We start from the raw sequence: 15,385 nt of genomic DNA on the forward strand, positions 1-15,385 counted from the left end.
TCGAAGGACTGCGTACGGCTCTGTGGTTCGAGACGGCACTTCAGCCTGCGGCTTCAGCACCTCCTCACCACGAACGGTTTGAGGGGAAGGAAGGAGTGACCACTTGGCCAATTTCTCCATTCAACCCCTATTCAGCACGCTTCCCCTAGCAACGGCTCAATCCTAAACTTTGCGCTGATCCGTCTGCGAATCGCATGCGGTGGCATGACCAAAAGGAATGAGTCGATGGCTCACGATACCCGTACGCCTATCGGCTGGCTGAAACTGGCACTCGTGCCGATGATGCTGGCCGCGCTTGCCGCCTGCGCCACGCCGTTCAAGGCCGACGTGCAGCGGTTCACCGCGCAGCTTCCTGCACCGCAGGGGCAAACCTTTACCGTTGTTGCTGACAGTCCGCTGATGAACGGCGGCCTGGAGTTCAGCCAGTACGCCCACCTGGTCGCCGACAAGATGGCCAGCCTGGGCTATGTCCCAGTCAACGATCCGGCCAAGGCCGACCTGCTCGTCAAGTTCGACTACGGAGTGGACAAGGGCCGGACCCAGGTCCGCTCCACCGGCTTTGTCGATCCCTACTGGTCGAGCTGGTACGGCTATCCGCGCTTTGGCTATTATGGTCGCCGGGGCGGTTATTACAGCCCCTATTACCCGCGCGGCGCCTGGGGTTACGGCTGGTATGATCCGTGGTTCGGCCCCGATTACGACAGCTACACCGTCTATGTCAGCGGGATCAGCCTGAAGATTGACCGCCGCGCCGATGGCCAGCGCCTGTTCGAAGGCAAGGCCGAAGCCGCCTCCACCTCGAACCGCCTGGGCTATCTGGTGCCCAACCTGGTCGAAGCGATGTTCACCGACTTCCCTGGCCGTAACGGCGAGACGGTGCGCATCTCGATCGCCCCGGAAAAGAAGCGGAATTGACCTGAACGATCCTCCCCGTGAGCTTGCTCATGGGGAGGGGGACCGCCGCGAAGCGGTGGTGGAGGGGCCGTAGCGCGATGCTGCGGCCCCTCCGTCATTTGCTACGCAAATGCCACCTCCCCATCGGCTCTGCCGACAGGGAGGAACCTCGAAATTCAACTCCCCAGCGCAACCACCCCGCCGGTGCTGCCAAAGCCGCCTTCGCCGCGCGCGGTTTCGTCCAGCTCGTCCGTTTCCAGCCAGGTGCCGCGCGTCACCGGCGCCAGCACCAGCTGCGCCACGCGGTCGCCGCGCTTGATCTCGAACGCAGCCTCGCCGTGGTTGATCAGGATGACCTTCAGTTCGCCGCGATAGTCGCTGTCGATGGTGCCGGGCGTATTGGGCACGGTAATCCCGTGCTTCAGCGCCAGGCCAGAGCGCGGGCGAACCTGGATTTCAAAGCCGTGCGGAATGGCCATGGCCAGGCCCGTCGCGACTGCGTGGCGCGCGCCGGGCTGGATCGTCACGTCTTCTGCCGAAACCACGTCCATTCCGGCCGCCCCATCGGTGGCATAGGCGGGCAGATCGAGCCCTGCGCCATGCGCCAGGCGCTTTACGCGGACGGGAACCTCATTCGGCGAGTGCATCGGCGATCCTTTCGACAATGGCCATGGCGACGTCGCCCTTTGCCATTTCCGGAAGGTCTTCGACACCCTGGGCCGTGATGATATGCACGGCATTGGCATCGCCGCCCATCACGTTGCCCGATACGTCGTTGGCAATGATCCAGTCCGCACCCTTGCGCTTGCGCTTTTCCACCGCGTGCTCGATCACCTTTTCGGTTTCGGCGGCAAAGCCAACCACCAGGCGCGGGCGGCGATCCCCCGCCGCAACGGTGGCGAGGATGTCGGGATTTTCGGTCAGGCGCAGCGCGGGCGGGGCCGAACCGCGCTTCTTCATCTTTTCGGTGGCGAATTCCGCCGTGCGCCAATCGGCCACGGCCGCGACCATGACGGCGGCGTCAGCGGGCAGCGAATGCTTCACCGCTTCGGCCATGTCGCGGGCTGTCTCCACGCGGATGCGGTCGACGCCCGGGGGGCAGTCTAGCGTGACCGGGCCCGATACCAGAGTGACCCGCGCCCCCAGCCGCGCAGCGGCAGCGGCAATGGCATAGCCCTGCTTGCCGGAGCTGCGATTGGCAATGTAGCGCACCGGATCGATCGGCTCGTGCGTCGGTCCGGCAGTCACCAGCACGTGCTTGCCCTTGAGCGGACCTTCCGGATCGATGGCCTGGGCAGGATCGATTTCGTCCGGGGCGAAGTCCGGCTGTCCGGCCAGGGGATCGTCCCCCAGCGGCGAAACGGCATAGCCAAGCGCCGTGGGATCGGTCGGCGGCGCGGACCTGGCCTGACCCTTCTTGGGCAGCAGAAGGCTCCCCATCCCCGACTCTGCGGGCGGCTCATCGTCCAGCGCCGGAGCGCTGCGGCGCTGGATCAGGCTGGCCGAAAGCCCGCCCAGCTGGGCAGCCTTGTTTTCCTCGGCGGGTTCTTCCCAGCCCAATTCCGGCAAGGGAGCAGCGACAGGTGACAGCGGCGCCAGCCTGCCCGGCCCCAGCAGTTCGCAGATCGCATCATAGACCGCCGCCGGTTCGGGCAGCCGTCCCGGGCCGAATTCGCCGCAGGCCATCGGGCCTTCGTCGGGCATCAGCACCTGGACGCCGCGCTCTGCCAGAGTGGCGACATTCGCCTGGGTCGCGGAATGCTCCCACATCCGCACGTTCATCGCCGGAACCGCCATGACCGGCTTGTCCGTCGCCAGCAGCAGGGTGGTCGCCAGATCGTCGGCGATGCCGTGGGCCATGCGCGCCATCAGGTCCGCCGTGGCCGGACAGACCACGACCAGATCGGCGCTGCGCGAAAGCTGGATATGCCCCATCTCGACCTCGTTGGTCAGATCCCACAGCGTGGTGTGGACGGGGTTCTCGCTCAGCGCGGCAAGCGTCATGGCGGTGATGAACTTCGCGCCGCCTTCGGTCAGCACGCAGGTGACTTCGCCGCCACCCTTGCGGATCAGGCGGATCAGTTCGCAGGACTTGTAGGCAGCGATACCGCCACCCACCACCAACAGGATACGGGGTCTCTCCATCGAACCGCGCTTGTGCAACGCCCTTCCCTTATGCGCAACAGGGTTTGCGAATGCTCCAGCTTGATGCATGATGCCCAAAATAGCACTCAGGGGGATGGTTAACTTATGCGCTTTGTCCTGACCGCACTGGTTTTTCTGTTTGGCCTGTTCGACCTGTTCATGGGCCTCAACTTCCTGCTCAACCCTGCAGAAACGGCGCTCGGCTTTGGCCTGTCCGCCAACGGGGTCCAGGGACTTTCCACCCTGCGCGCCGATTTCACTGCTTTCTTCGGCGTGGTTGCGGCCTGCATGATGATCGGCGCCTGGCGCCGCAATGCCGACCTGCTGCTGGTGCCGGTGGCCGTTATGGGCGTGGCCGTGCTGGTGCGCGGCGTCAGCCTGGTGCTGGACGGTCCCTACCCCGGCTGGCAGGTGCCGATGACGGTCGAAGCCCTGCACGTCGTCCTGCTGGTCGCCGCCTGGCGCGTCCTGCCGCACCACCGGATCGAGGAACTGACTTCCTGATCCAGCGCCCCGGTTGGGCTGTTCCTGCTTTTTCTTGGTCGTCCGTTAGCTTGCGATTCAGCCGCCGTGTCCTACATTGGCGCTGAAAGGACCGATACCCCATGAACAACGAGGAACAGCCGAGCGGCAACCCCTGGATGAAGAACCTCATGATCTGGGGCGGCATCTTCCTGGCCCTGCTGCTGGTGGTGTCGATGTTCAACACCAAGGCGGAGGCGCCCGGCACCCAGGTCGGCTATTCCGAATTCCGCGCCCAGGTGGCGAACGGCAAGGTGGAAAAGGTCCAGGTTTCGGAAAACAAGATCACCGGCACGTTCAAGGACGGCAAGGCGTTCAGCACCGTGCCGATCCCCAACGATACCTCGCTGCCGCAGCTGCTTCAGGAAAACGGCGTCCAGTACGAGGGCAAGCAGCCGGAAGAACCCAGCCTGCTCGCCGCTATCCTGTTCCAGACCCTGCCGTTCCTGCTGCTGATCGGCCTGATGATCTTTGCCATGCGCCAGTTCCAGAAGGGCGGCGGCGCGGGCGGGGCCATGGGCTTTGGCAAGTCCAAGGCCAAGATGCTGACCGAAAAGCAGGGCCGCGTGACCTTTGCCGACGTCGCCGGGATCGACGAAGCGCGCGAAGAGCTTGAGGAAATCGTCGAGTTCCTCAAGGACCCGAACCGCTTTTCCAAGCTGGGCGGCCAGATTCCCAAGGGCGCGCTGCTGGTCGGTTCGCCCGGCACCGGCAAGACCCTGCTGGCCCGCGCCATCGCGGGTGAGGCGGGTGTCCCGTTCTTCACCATTTCGGGTTCGGACTTCGTCGAAATGTTCGTCGGCGTGGGCGCCAGCCGCGTGCGCGACATGTTCGAACAGGCCAAGAAGAATGCGCCGTGCATCGTCTTCATCGACGAAATCGACGCGGTCGGACGCCATCGCGGCCACGGCCTGGGCAATTCGAATGACGAGCGCGAGCAGACGCTGAACCAGCTGCTGGTCGAAATGGACGGTTTCGAGGCCAACGAAGGCATCATCATCATCGCCGCGACCAACCGCCCCGACGTGCTGGACCCGGCCCTGCTCCGCCCCGGCCGCTTCGACCGCCAGGTGGTCGTGCCCGTTCCCGACATCGAGGGCCGCGAGAAGATCCTGGCCGTCCACATGAAGAAGGTGCCGACCGCGCCCGACGTGCTGCCCCGCGTCATTGCCCGCGGCACTCCGGGCTTTTCCGGTGCAGACCTGGCCAACCTGGTCAACGAGGCGGCCCTGCTGGCCGCGCGCCGCAGCAAGCGCCTGGTTGCCATGAAGGAATTCGAGGACGCCAAGGACCGCGTCATGATGGGCGCGGAACGCCGCTCCATGGTGATGACCGAGGACGAGAAGAAGATGACCGCCTATCACGAGGCTGGGCACGCGCTCGTTTCGGTCAACGAACCGGCTTCCGACCCGATCCACAAGGCCACGATCATCCCGCGCGGCGGCGCGCTGGGCATGGTGGTGCGCCTGCCGGAGCGTGACCGCTATTCCTATCACCGCGACCAGATGCACGCGCAGCTGGCCGTAGCCATGGGTGGCCGCGTGGCCGAGGAAATCATCTTCGGCCATGACAAGGTTTCGTCCGGGGCCTCGTCCGACATCCAGCACGCCACTTCGCTGGCCCGCTCGATGGTCACGCGCTGGGGCATGTCCGAAAAGCTCGGCCCGCTGCAGTATGAGGAAACCCAGGAAGGCTATCTCGGCTATGGCGGCTCGGCCCGGACCATGATGTCGGCTGAGACCAACAAGCTGATCGATGCAGAGATCCGCGCCCTGGTCGAAGGCGGGCACAAGCGCGCCAAGGACATTCTCAAGACCCAGGAAGACAAGCTGCACCTGCTCGCCCAGGCGCTGCTGGAATACGAAACCCTGACCGGCGACGAGATCGAGGAACTGCTGAAGAACGGCAAGATTGACCGCCCGGTCGATCCGACCGGACCTTCGCTGGTCCCGCCGACCAAGGGCTCGGCCATTCCCAAGGCTGGCAAGCGCTTTGCGGCAACGGCGGCGCAGGGGGCCTGACTCCCTCGCCGCCAGGCGCTGCGGCTAAGTGCTGCGCCTGATGGACTTTCTTCCCCAATTGCGGTTCATGCTGCGGCAAGACTGCGGCGGCCATGGCGGCAAGCAACCTGGGGAGATAGTCAAGTGAAGCGCATTCAACTGATTGCGATTGCCGGTTTACTCGTTGCAACGCCGGCCCTTGCTGCGCCCGGCGACATGAACGTCGCGACGTTCCTGGCCAAGGCAGACGCGCTGCGGGCCAAAGGCGCGATGGCGCTATTCTCGTCGGACTACAAGGCGCTCAAGAGCGAAGGCGAAGCCGCCGGTGCGGACTATCGCGCGCGGCTTAACGCGGAACGCGCCGCTGGCCGTCCGTCAAGCTGTCCGCCCAAGGGGGCCAAGGTCAGTTCGGACAAGCTGCTATCGTTCCTGCGCAGCTACCCCGAACACGTCCGCCCCCGCACCAGCATGAAGCAGGCCATGGGCGACTTCTTCGCCCAGACCTATCCCTGCAACTGAAACCTCCCCGATCCGGGGAGGGGGACCGCTGAAAGCGGTGGAGGGGGCTTTCGGGTCCAGCGCCTGTCCGAAGACTTGCGCCGGGCCGAAAGCCCCCTCCGTCACACGCTTCGCGCGTGCCACCTCCCCGCCAGCGGGGAGGCATCTCGCTTAACCTTCGTAGTCGCCGCCGATCGAAGTATTCCGCACCGGGGCCGCTGCAGTGATGCGCAAGGCTTCGGCCGACTGGCTGAGCGAGCCGACTTCATCGATCTCGTCATCATCGTCCGGCAGGACGCGTTGCAGCGAGCTGATGACCGATTCCTTGAGGTTGTCCGGACGGACAGTCTGCTCGGCGATTTCGCGCAGGGCGACAACCGGGTTCTTGTCACGGTCACGTTCGATGGTCAGTTCCGCACCGCCGGAAATCTCGCGCGCACGCTGCGCGGCCATCAGGACAAGATCGAAACGGTTCGGGATCTTGTCGACACAATCTTCAACGGTAACGCGCGCCATGGGGCACTCCAATCACTCAAAAAACGGGAGAAATCCGCTGCTACACGGCCCGAAAATCGCAAGTCAAGAAATATTCGTATAACCCATTGATATACAACGATTATTCGTAAGCCGCATATCCCCGCGAATCGGGGGCGAGATTGCCGAACTTGGTGAACTCACTCTGGAACAGCAACTGGACGTTCCCGGTCGAACCGTGGCGCTGCTTGGCGATGATCACGGTGGCCTTGTTCACCACCTCAAGGTGGCGCTGCATCCAGGTGTCATACTTGGCAATGGCATCGGGCGAGCTGGTTTCGCTCGGCTCGTCCGGCTTGCTGGCGTTATGGTAATACTCCTCGCGGAAGATGAACCAGACCATGTCGGCGTCCTGCTCGATCGAGCCGGATTCGCGCAGGTCGGCCAGCTGCGGGCGCTTGTCCTCGCGGCTTTCGACCGCACGGGACAGCTGCGACAGGGCAATCACCGGCACGGCCAGTTCCTTGGCCAGCGTCTTGAGGCCGCGGCTGATTTCCGAGATTTCGTTGACGCGGTTGTCATTGGCGCGGCCCGACCCTTGCAGCAGCTGCAGGTAGTCGATCACGATCAGGCCGATGTTGTGCTTGCGCTTGAGCCGTCGGGCGCGGGTGCGCAGTGCGGCGATCGAAAGTGCGGGTGTATCGTCGATATAGAGCGGCAGTTCGGCCAGGCGCTGGCTGGCAAAGGAAATGCGCTGGAAATCCTCACGGCTGATCTTGCCCATGCGCAGGCGTTCGCTGCTGATTTCCGCCTGCTCCGCCAGGATACGCGTGGCAAGCTGGTCCGCGCTCATTTCCAGGCTGAAGAAGGCGGTGGGCGCACCGACCGACTTGGCCGGATCGATCCCGTCCTGCATGTCGCGCAGGTAACGCTCGGCACAGTTGAAGGCGATGTTTGTGGCCAGCGAGGTCTTACCCATGGCCGGGCGCCCCGCCAGGATGATGAGGTCCGAATCGTGCAGGCCGCCGATCTTGGCGTTGAGGTCGTCCAGGCCCGTAGTCAGGCCCGAAATGTGGCCGCCCGATGCCAGGGCCTTTTCGATCTGGGTGATCGCGGTCAGGCTGGAGGTGCGGAACGATTGCGCCTCGCTGCCCACCGATGCGCCTTCGGAAACGCGGTAGAGCGCTGCTTCCGCTTCGGAAATCTGCTCCATCGGCTCGACCCGTTCCGAGGTGTCGAGTGCGGAATTGACCAGGTTGCGGCCCACCGAAACCAGTTCGCGCAGCAGGGCCAGGTCATAGATCTGCTCGGCCAGTTCCCGCGGGGCCAGCAGACCCTGCCCGTCCGCCGTCAGCCGCGCCAGATAGGACGCGCCGCCCAGTTCCTTCAGCGCCTCGTCCGCTTCGAAATAGGGCTTGAGCGTGACCGGCGTGACCACGGCCTTGCGGTCCAAGAGCTGAATGATCCGGTCATAGATCCGGGCGTGGACGGGTTCGAAAAAGTGCTCCGGCTTCAGCGGGGCAACCAGTTCCTCCATCACCCGGTTGTCGATCAGGACCGCGCCCAGAAAAGCCGCTTCCGCCTCCACGTTCGAAGGCAGGACACGCGCGGCGGTTTCGTCGGGACGGGCAAAGGGGATCGGTTCGGCCATGGGGTGCGATCAATGCGCGCTGGGGCCGCGGCCTTCAAGCAGGAAGTTCGGAATGCCTTGGGATAGACCTGTGCACAAACTCCGTTCATCCCAAAGCCGTCATGCTGAACTTGTTTCAGCATCCATCGTGCCCGGCAGACCGCAGTCGGCTTCGCAAAATGGACCCTGAAACAAGTTCAGGGTGACGGTCCTTTTAGCAAAGCCTTGCCCGACCATTTCGCATCTGCGAAAAGCCCGCCCATGGCGGACCCGCGCATCATCCATATCGAACTCGACGAGGCGACCATTCTGTGGCGCAACGCCGATATCGAGCAGGAGCGCCGCATCGCGATCTTCGATCTGATCGAAGACAACCAGTTCAAGCCGCAGCGCGCCTGGGAAGCGGGGCACCAGGGCCCTTACCGGCTGAAACTGGCGGTCGACGATGGCCGCCTCTCGCTGGAGATCTCGGACGAGGCGGGCAATCTGCTGGAAACCCTGATCCTTGGCCTGGGCCGGTTCCGCCGCCCGATCCGTGAATATTTCGCGATCTGCGATTCCTATTACCAGGCGATCCGCAAGGCATCTGCGGCAGAGATCGAGACGATCGACATGGCCCGGCGCGGCGTCCACAACGAAGCGGCGGAAATGCTGCTGGAGCGGCTGGAAGGAAAGGTGGAGACCGACTTCGCCACCGCCCGCCGCCTCTTTACGCTAATCTGCGTACTGCATATCAGGGGCTGACCTTCTGCACGAACGGGACGGGGTCGCTCAAACACCATGGCAAGCCGAAAAACCAACCGCTGGACCCTGCGCCTGATCGGCGCGCTGATGCTGTTTGCCATTCTGGCCGGCGCATGGGGCTGGTGGGACCTGCGCCACTGGCGGCCGAGCAAGCTGGAATTCACGATGCAGGGGGTCGAAATCTCGGGCGAGGACGGGATCGTCGATTTCAACGCGCTGAAGGCGACAGGGGCGAACTTTGCCTACCTCGATGCCTCCGCCAGCGCCTTTGCCCGCGATCCGGCCTTTGTGAAGAACCTGGAAGAGGCCCGCGCGGCCAAACTGCAAGTGGGCGCCGTGCACCGCTATGACCCGTGCCAGCCGGCGGAAAAGCAGGCGGCGAATTTCGTCACCGTGGTCCCGCGCGACCGCGCCATGCTTCCGCCTGCGGTCGACCTCGACATGCTGGCCGACGAATGCCCGGTGAAAGTCAGCGATGCGGCGGTGGAAAGCGAACTGATGACCTTCCTCAACCAGATCGAGACTCATACCGGCAAGGCCACGATCCTGAAGGTATCCAGCACGTTTGAAGGCCGCTATCACCTGGGCGCAGCAATCGATCGGAACCTCTGGCTGGTCCGCACCCGGATCCAGCCCGACTATGCGGGGCGGCCCTGGACCATGTGGAGCGCGAATACGATGTACGCCAGCGAAGCGGCGCAAGTGCCGATCCGCTGGGTGGTGGTGCAGCGATGAGCTGGACCCGCGACAGCCTGATCACGGCGGCGCGCAATGCCGCCAGCCGCGCCTATGCGCCCTATTCCAACTTCCACGTCGGCGCGGCCCTTGGCTTTGCCGATGGCTCGGTAGTGACCGGCGCCAATGTCGAGAACGCCAGCTATGGCCTGACGCTGTGCGCGGAAACGGTCGCCGTCGGCAAGGCGCTGAGCGAAGACTGGCGCGGCAAGATTGAGGCCGTCGCCGTGATCGGCGGCAAGGCAGGTAGCGTAGGCCAGGGCGATCCGGTCACGCCATGCGGGCGCTGCCGCCAGATGCTCAACGAAGTGGCCGCGCTGGGCGGAAGCGATCCGCTGGTGCTGTGCGTGGGCGACCAATCCGTGACCGAACTGCTCCTGTCAGAACTACTCCCCCACGCCTTCGGCCCGGCCAGCCTGGACTAGAAATCCTTCCCTGCAAGGGGAGGGGGACCGCCGCAGGCGGTGGAGGGGTCCCTGGCAACGCAAGCCGCAACGATCTGATCGACGACGACCGCCAGTTCCCGCAACACGTCTTTTGCGGGGATGCGCAGCACCTTCACGTCGAATCCTGCAAGCCACGCGTCCCGGACACGGTCACGTTCGGGTCGGTCCGCCATCTCGTGGGCCCAGTCCATCGACTTCAATCGCCAGTTTCGTAGCGGCGCAATAGAAGTCCAGAATGTAACGGCCCGCCGGGTGCTGACGCCTGAACTTGTAGCCAGCGGGACGCTTGCGCAACTCCGCCCAAAGCAACACCTCTGGCAAGCTCATTTGCCGCCGAAGCCTGGCGGCTTGCTTTTGCGTATCTTTCGGACCGTGCAGCATAGCACCCCTCCACCACCCGCTTTGCGGGCGGTCCCCCTCCCCTATCGGGGAGGATTGGCTTCGCACCACTCCAGCAGGGCGCCCAGGCAGTCGCGGCCCAGGATCGCGCTGCGTTCCGGGCTCCAGCCCTGGGCGGCGCAGGGCAGGTCGTCGTTGTCCTTGAACGGCATTTCCAACGTCATGCTGACTGCGCCGAAGCGCTCGGCCAGCTGGTTGGTCGACATGGCAAGGTTCGCCTTGCCCTTGCCCGCGACCGGATAGCCCAGCCGCGTCTGGAAATCCGGCGTGCGCCGCGCGAGGATTGCCTTGTAGCGATCATAACCCGCTTGCAGGTCCTCGCTCCACGACGGGATGCCTTCAAAGCCTGCCAGGAACACGGCCGCAATGGCTTCGTCGCCATGGACGTCCATCGCGAAATCGACGCCGGTTTCGTCCATGGCATTGCGGATCGCGAGCACTTCGGGTGACTTCTCGGCGCTCGGACTGGCCCATTCGCGGTTGAGGTTGATGCCCGCGGCATTGGTGCGCAGGTGACCACGGCGCGAGCCATCCGGATTGGCATTGGGCACGATATGGAACTGGCACAGCTGGCGAAGCTTGCGACCAATCGGGTCGGCGGGATCGGTCAGGCAGTCCAGCGCGCCTTCCATCCACCATTCAGCCATCGATTCGCCGGGGTGCTGGCGCGCATAGAGCCAGACCTGCCGCGCCCCCTCGCCCAGATCGAGGCAGTCGATCGGCTGTCCGTCCAGGCTGTAACCGAGCACCCGGTGCGTGACGCCGTCAGAGCGGGCCGCACCGGCAACCAGATCGTGGTGCCGCTCCATCGAATAGGGCGCGAAATAGGCGAACCAGGCCAGGTTGCCGCCAGGCCGATAGCGCACGGTCAGCGTACCGCCCTCTTCCGCCGCGACATAGGTGGAATCGGCCCTGCCCCAGAATTCGCGGTCCTCGCTCACCGCCGCACGGTAACCAGGCCAGCCGCCGGGATAGGCCGAACCTTCCAGCCCGGTGATCTTCAGCACCAGTTCCCGCCCCGCGCAATTGGCGACGCGAAAGTGGAACCACTGGTAAAAGTCGGACTGGTGGTCCTTGCGGATCGCCAGCCGCGCCGTTGTTCCGGCAATGGAAAGGACTTCGATATTGCCCGCATCGAATGCGGCGTCGATCACGATTTCATTCATCTGACTTCGATTGTCTCACCTGAATTGCCGGGGAAGCCCTGGAACATGGCCTGCGCCATCTTTGGCGCGGCCAGCCCCGTCGTGGCAAGGGGCGATCCGGAACCAACGGTGAAACCGGCGCGCCCTTCCCACAGCACCTTGCTGCTGGTGCGTTCGCGAATCGAGACAGCGAGTTCGGTATCAACCAGGGCCTTGGGCTTTGGCGAAAGATCGATCCCCACGCCCACGCCAACGCCGGAACCATAGGAACCGGTGGAGCCACCCACGCCGACGCTGACCGGGCCGGAGCCGCGATCCGGCTGATAGGTGCTGCGCGCGACGCGCATCAGCGCGACTTGCGCCCCGCTGCCCGGCGCCGCCTCGGTATAGCCGATCTTGACCAGTTCATGCATCACCGCGCCGCGATAGGTCTGCCATTCCAGTGAGCCCGCATCGCTGCCGGGTGCCGGTTCCACCGTGATCGTGCCCCGCCCCAGCTGGCTGACATCGCCGTTGTGGAACCGGGTGACCTGGACCGGTCCGACCGGCGTCACGCAGCCTGACAGGGCCAGGGCGCCCAGGGCGATTGCAGCGATCCGCAGGCTTCTCATTCTTCCGCACTCCATCCGCTTGGCATCCATGTTGGCCCGATACGGAAACGATGCAAGCGCCAGCGCCGTTCCCGCACAGCGGACTGGCGCAATAAATTGGGCTGCAATCGAATACAGCAATCGCGCGCCCTTGATCGTGCAGCGCTGCTGCGCCACCCCGGCATGATGAAGAAATGTCCCGTTCTGGTCACCGGCGGCGCCGGTTACATCGGCAGCCACGCCGTCCTCGCCCTGAAAGACGCCGGCTGGCCGGTCACCGTGATCGACAATCTGGTCACCGGCTTTCGCTTTGCCGTGCCCGAAGGCGTGCCGTTCTATGAAGGCGACATTGAGGACGCGGCCCTGCTGACGCGGATCATTGCCGAACAGGGCATTGGCGCGATCATGCACTTTGCCGGATCGGTGGTCGTGCCGGAATCGGTTTCGGACCCGCTCAAGTACTATCACAACAACACGGCCAAGACGCGCGCCCTGATTGCCAGCGCCGTGGCGGGCGGCGTGCCGCACTTCATCTTCAGTTCCACCGCCGCCACCTATGGCATTCCGGAAGTTTCGCCGGTGACCGAGGATGCGCCGCAGCGGCCGATCAATCCCTATGGCATGTCCAAGCTGATGACGGAGTTCATGCTGCGCGACACGGCCGCCGCCCATCCGCTCAACTTCTGCGCCTTGCGCTATTTCAACGTTGCCGGGGCCGACCCGCAGGGACGCACTGGACAGTCGACCGCTGGGGCGACTCACCTGATCAAGGTCGCGGTCGAGGCAGCGCTGGGCAAGCGGGACAAGGTGGAAGTGTTCGGCACCGATTTCGCTACACCGGACGGTACCGGGGTGCGCGATTACATCCACGTTACCGATCTCGCCCAGGCCCACCTCCTGGCGCTGGAGGCCCTGATGGCCGAGCCGCAGCGCTCGTTGACGATGAACTGCGGCTATGGCCAGGGCTATTCCGTGCTGGAAGTGCTGGATGCAGTGGACCGCGTGACCAACCAGCGGATCGTGCGCCAGCTCAGCCCGCGCCGCCCGGGCGACCCCGATTCGCTGGTATCGGACAATCAGCGGATCAAGGCGACCCTGCCCTGGGTACCGCAATATGCCGATCTCGACACGATCGTGGCCCATGCCCTGCAATGGGAACGCAAGTTGAGCGAGATGCGCCGACAAGCTTGACTTCCCAGCGAGTCACCCGTAACGGCGCACCTTCATTTTCCAGCGGCCTTGCCGCACCCGAGGACATCATGAAGATTCGCAACAGCCTCAAGTCGCTCAAGGACCGCCACCGGGACAACCGCGTGATCCGCCGCCGTGGCCGGACCTATGTGATCAACAAGACCAATCGCCGCTTCAAGGCGCGCCAGGGCTAAGCACCTGGTTGGGCGGGCTGCCCCGTGCAGCCTGCTGAAGTCAACGGCCCGCCTCCTTCCAGGGGAGCGGGCCGATGCCGTTTTGGTCAAGGGAAAAGCTGGCATGGCGCGAATCGAAGCCGTGGTGTTCGATATCGGCAAGGTCCTGGTCGAATGGGACCTGCGCCTGATCTATCGCGACCTGATCCCCGATTCGGCACAGCGCGACTGGTTCGTCACCCATGTCGTCACGCCCGAATGGCATTTCCAGCACGATGCGGGCCGCCCGCTGGCCGAAATGCTGCCGGAACGCATTGCCGACTACCCCGAGCATGAAGCGCTGATCCGGCGCTATGCCAGCCACTTCAACGATTCGATTCCCGGCCCGGTCCCCGGAACCGCCGATCTGGTGGAAGCCCTCCACGCAAAGGGCGTTCCGCTGTTTGCGATCACCAATTTCGGAGCCGAATTCTGGCCCGATTTCGCGCCGCGCTTTCCGGTGCTCGAGCGCTTCCGCGACATCGTGATTTCCGGGGTGGAGCAATTGGCCAAGCCCGACCCTGCAATCTACGCCCTGGCCGAACGGCGCTTTGGCCTGCCGGGAAGCGCGATGCTGTTCGTGGATGACAACGAACACAACATCGCCGCCGCGCGGGCCTGTGGGTGGCAGGGGCACCATTTCACCAACGCGGCGGGGCTGGAGGCGGACCTGGTTTCGCGCGGGTTGCTTGGGTGAAATTGATTCACACGAAGACACGAAGGCACGAAGAAGCCCTGCCGCGCCGCAGGCTCTGAACTTCGGAAAGTCCCGCCAAACGCGCCCTTCGAATCAGAAACGCCTTCGCCGATAGCTCTTCGTGTCTTCGTGTCTTCGTGTGAGAAAAAATCATCACGCAAAGCCGCAAAGGCGCAAAGGTGTTGTGCCCGAACAGACCACCCGCGCCATTCGCAGCCGGTTAGTTCGAAAAGCGGCTGCGCAGCACAAGCTAGCTCTTCGCGCCTTCGCGGCTTTGCGTGAGAAAATCAAAGAGGAACACCACATCGCCGCGCACCGTTTGCCTGGGTGAAACTGGTTCACACGAAGACACGAAGGCACGAAGAAGCAATGCCGCGCCGCAGGCTCTAATTTCAGGAAAGCTCGGCCAGACGCGCCCTTCGAATCAGAAAGGGCTTCGCCGACAGAACCTTCGTGCCTTCGTGTCTTCGTGTGAGAAAAATTTGCGTCTTCGCGTCAGGCCCATAAAAAAGTCCCCCGCCCTTGGAGGGGCGAGGGACAATCGGGGGCTTCCTGGGGCCGGGTGGCGGCCCTTCGGACCCTTGTGGGTCCAACGCCTCAGGCGGCGTTGCAGCTCTGAAGGTCTTCAGCGCTGAGTTCACCCTTCGGGGTGGTGAAGCTGGCAACCGGGCCGAAAGCCTTGACGACCTTGGCGCAGGTGTTGAGCGGGCGGGCACCGTCCACGGCGCCGGTGCAGGTGTCGCCGGTGCAGTTCCACACCACGCCGTTCACGACCTTGCGGGCCGGAGCTTCGACCGCAGTCGACAGCTTGGCGGTGTAGCGGGCAGCGGCGGCCTGGGCCGGCGAAACAGTGGCGGAGAAGCTGGCAACGGTGCCGAACAGGGCAAGGCCGGCCAGAACGAAAGTGCGTGCATTGCGCAGCGAGGTGAAGGCAGTCATGATTATTCCCCTTAAATCAAACGCATAGGTTCGACAGGGTCCTGGGAGGGGATGGTCGAATTGCGTTGCTAAAGGCCACCTAGTGATCTACGAATTAAGTTTCAACTAGAAACTGTGCAGTGCA

At 64.0% G+C, this 15,385-nt stretch carries 19 protein-coding genes; 10 read left to right on the forward strand and 9 right to left on the reverse strand.

The window, feature by feature from the left end:
- Positions 1-225: 225 nt before the first annotated feature.
- On the forward strand, positions 226-915 hold the full coding sequence (locus ACQKOE_RS12130) for a DUF4136 domain-containing protein (protein WP_427513016.1): 690 nt from the start codon (positions 226-228) through the stop codon (positions 913-915).
- 155 nt (positions 916-1,070) lie between these two features.
- Here the strand turns inward: ACQKOE_RS12130 and dut are convergent, their stop codons facing one another.
- Both dut and ACQKOE_RS12140 read right to left on the reverse strand, forming a co-directional pair.
- Positions 1,071-1,541: a dUTP diphosphatase gene (gene dut / locus ACQKOE_RS12135; RefSeq protein ID WP_427513017.1), complete on the reverse strand. Its 471-nt coding sequence runs from the start codon at positions 1,539-1,541 to the stop codon at positions 1,071-1,073.
- On the reverse strand, positions 1,525-3,039 hold the full coding sequence (locus ACQKOE_RS12140) for a bifunctional phosphopantothenoylcysteine decarboxylase/phosphopantothenate synthase (protein ID WP_427513018.1): 1,515 nt from the start codon (positions 3,037-3,039) through the stop codon (positions 1,525-1,527). Before ACQKOE_RS12140 ends, dut begins: the two co-directional genes overlap by 17 nt.
- Positions 3,040-3,144: 105 nt before the next feature.
- Here ACQKOE_RS12140 and ACQKOE_RS12145 point away from each other — a divergent pair, with 105 nt between their 5' ends.
- From ACQKOE_RS12145 to ACQKOE_RS12155, 3 genes are all read left to right on the forward strand, one after another.
- On the forward strand, positions 3,145-3,543 hold the full coding sequence (locus ACQKOE_RS12145) for a DUF4345 family protein (RefSeq protein WP_427513019.1): 399 nt from the start codon (positions 3,145-3,147) through the stop codon (positions 3,541-3,543).
- A gap of 101 nt (positions 3,544-3,644) precedes the next feature.
- Positions 3,645-5,582 carry an ATP-dependent zinc metalloprotease FtsH gene (gene ftsH / locus ACQKOE_RS12150; protein WP_374591743.1) on the forward strand — a complete coding sequence of 646 codons (1,938 nt, stop codon included), beginning with the start codon at positions 3,645-3,647 and terminating at the stop codon, positions 5,580-5,582.
- Positions 5,583-5,705: 123 nt separating this feature from the next.
- The gene (locus ACQKOE_RS12155; RefSeq protein WP_427513020.1) at positions 5,706-6,080 is read left to right on the forward strand and encodes a hypothetical protein; all 375 of its coding nucleotides are present in this window, start codon (positions 5,706-5,708) and stop codon (positions 6,078-6,080) included.
- A 150-nt stretch (positions 6,081-6,230) separates the two neighbouring features.
- On the opposite strand, the gene rpoZ is transcribed toward ACQKOE_RS12155, so the two are convergent.
- Both rpoZ and ACQKOE_RS12165 read right to left on the reverse strand, forming a co-directional pair.
- Entirely contained in the window at positions 6,231-6,575 is a 345-nt protein-coding gene (gene rpoZ / locus ACQKOE_RS12160) for a DNA-directed RNA polymerase subunit omega (protein WP_374591739.1), read from the reverse strand.
- Positions 6,576-6,675: 100 nt separating this feature from the next.
- Positions 6,676-8,184, reverse strand: a complete 1,509-nt coding sequence (locus tag ACQKOE_RS12165) for a replicative DNA helicase (protein WP_427513021.1) — start codon at positions 8,182-8,184, stop codon at positions 6,676-6,678.
- Positions 8,185-8,424: 240 nt separating this feature from the next.
- Between ACQKOE_RS12165 and ACQKOE_RS12170 the strand changes: the two genes are divergently transcribed.
- The 3 genes from ACQKOE_RS12170 to ACQKOE_RS12180 are packed head-to-tail and all read left to right on the forward strand — an operon-like array spanning position 8,425 to position 10,067.
- Positions 8,425-8,907 carry a UPF0262 family protein gene (locus ACQKOE_RS12170; RefSeq protein ID WP_427513022.1) on the forward strand — a complete coding sequence of 161 codons (483 nt, stop codon included), beginning with the start codon at positions 8,425-8,427 and terminating at the stop codon, positions 8,905-8,907.
- A 36-nt stretch (positions 8,908-8,943) separates the two neighbouring features.
- Positions 8,944-9,642, forward strand: a complete 699-nt coding sequence (locus ACQKOE_RS12175) for a glycoside hydrolase family 25 protein (RefSeq protein ID WP_427513023.1) — start codon at positions 8,944-8,946, stop codon at positions 9,640-9,642.
- Positions 9,639-10,067 (forward strand): cytidine deaminase, encoded by a 429-nt coding sequence (locus ACQKOE_RS12180; protein ID WP_427513024.1) that lies wholly within the window; start codon positions 9,639-9,641, stop codon positions 10,065-10,067. Before ACQKOE_RS12175 ends, ACQKOE_RS12180 begins: the two co-directional genes overlap by 4 nt.
- Here the strand turns inward: ACQKOE_RS12180 and ACQKOE_RS12185 are convergent.
- From ACQKOE_RS12185 to ACQKOE_RS12200, 4 genes are read right to left on the reverse strand one after another with little or no spacing between them, the layout of a single operon-like run.
- The gene (locus tag ACQKOE_RS12185; protein ID WP_427513220.1) at positions 10,064-10,288 is read right to left on the reverse strand and encodes a hypothetical protein; all 225 of its coding nucleotides are present in this window, start codon (positions 10,286-10,288) and stop codon (positions 10,064-10,066) included. The two genes, ACQKOE_RS12180 and ACQKOE_RS12185, sit on opposite strands and share 4 nt — an antisense overlap.
- Positions 10,239-10,469 carry an endonuclease domain-containing protein gene (locus ACQKOE_RS12190; RefSeq protein ID WP_427513025.1) on the reverse strand — a complete coding sequence of 77 codons (231 nt, stop codon included), beginning with the start codon at positions 10,467-10,469 and terminating at the stop codon, positions 10,239-10,241. The genes ACQKOE_RS12185 and ACQKOE_RS12190 overlap by 50 nt, the downstream gene beginning before the upstream one ends.
- 41 nt (positions 10,470-10,510) lie before the next feature.
- A complete protein-coding gene (locus tag ACQKOE_RS12195) occupies positions 10,511-11,653 on the reverse strand; it encodes a M14 family metallopeptidase (protein ID WP_427513026.1) in 1,143 nt (380 codons plus the stop codon).
- On the reverse strand, positions 11,650-12,243 hold the full coding sequence (locus ACQKOE_RS12200) for a DUF4136 domain-containing protein (protein WP_427513027.1): 594 nt from the start codon (positions 12,241-12,243) through the stop codon (positions 11,650-11,652). The genes ACQKOE_RS12195 and ACQKOE_RS12200 overlap by 4 nt, the downstream gene beginning before the upstream one ends.
- A 165-nt stretch (positions 12,244-12,408) precedes the next feature.
- Between ACQKOE_RS12200 and galE the strand changes: the two genes are divergently transcribed.
- The 3 genes from galE to ACQKOE_RS12215 all read left to right on the forward strand — a co-directional run bounded on the left by galE (position 12,409) and on the right by ACQKOE_RS12215 (position 14,322).
- Positions 12,409-13,413, forward strand: a complete 1,005-nt coding sequence (gene galE / locus ACQKOE_RS12205) for a UDP-glucose 4-epimerase GalE (protein WP_427513028.1) — start codon at positions 12,409-12,411, stop codon at positions 13,411-13,413.
- Positions 13,414-13,481: 68 nt separating this feature from the next.
- Positions 13,482-13,607, forward strand: a complete 126-nt coding sequence (gene ykgO, locus ACQKOE_RS12210; RefSeq protein WP_003046794.1) for a type B 50S ribosomal protein L36 — start codon at positions 13,482-13,484, stop codon at positions 13,605-13,607.
- A 103-nt stretch (positions 13,608-13,710) separates the two neighbouring features.
- Complete coding sequence (locus tag ACQKOE_RS12215) at positions 13,711-14,322, forward strand: HAD family hydrolase (RefSeq protein ID WP_427513029.1); 612 nt, start codon at positions 13,711-13,713, stop codon at positions 14,320-14,322.
- 597 nt (positions 14,323-14,919) lie between these two features.
- Here the strand turns inward: ACQKOE_RS12215 and ACQKOE_RS12220 are convergent.
- Positions 14,920-15,261, reverse strand: coding sequence for a CC_3452 family protein (locus ACQKOE_RS12220; RefSeq protein ID WP_374591721.1), 342 nt, complete (start codon positions 15,259-15,261; stop codon positions 14,920-14,922).
- Between the last annotated feature and the right edge of the window lie 124 nt (positions 15,262-15,385).

Source organism: Novosphingobium sp. NPDC080210 (assembly GCF_050281025.1).
Taxonomy (GTDB): domain Bacteria; phylum Pseudomonadota; class Alphaproteobacteria; order Sphingomonadales; family Sphingomonadaceae; genus Novosphingobium.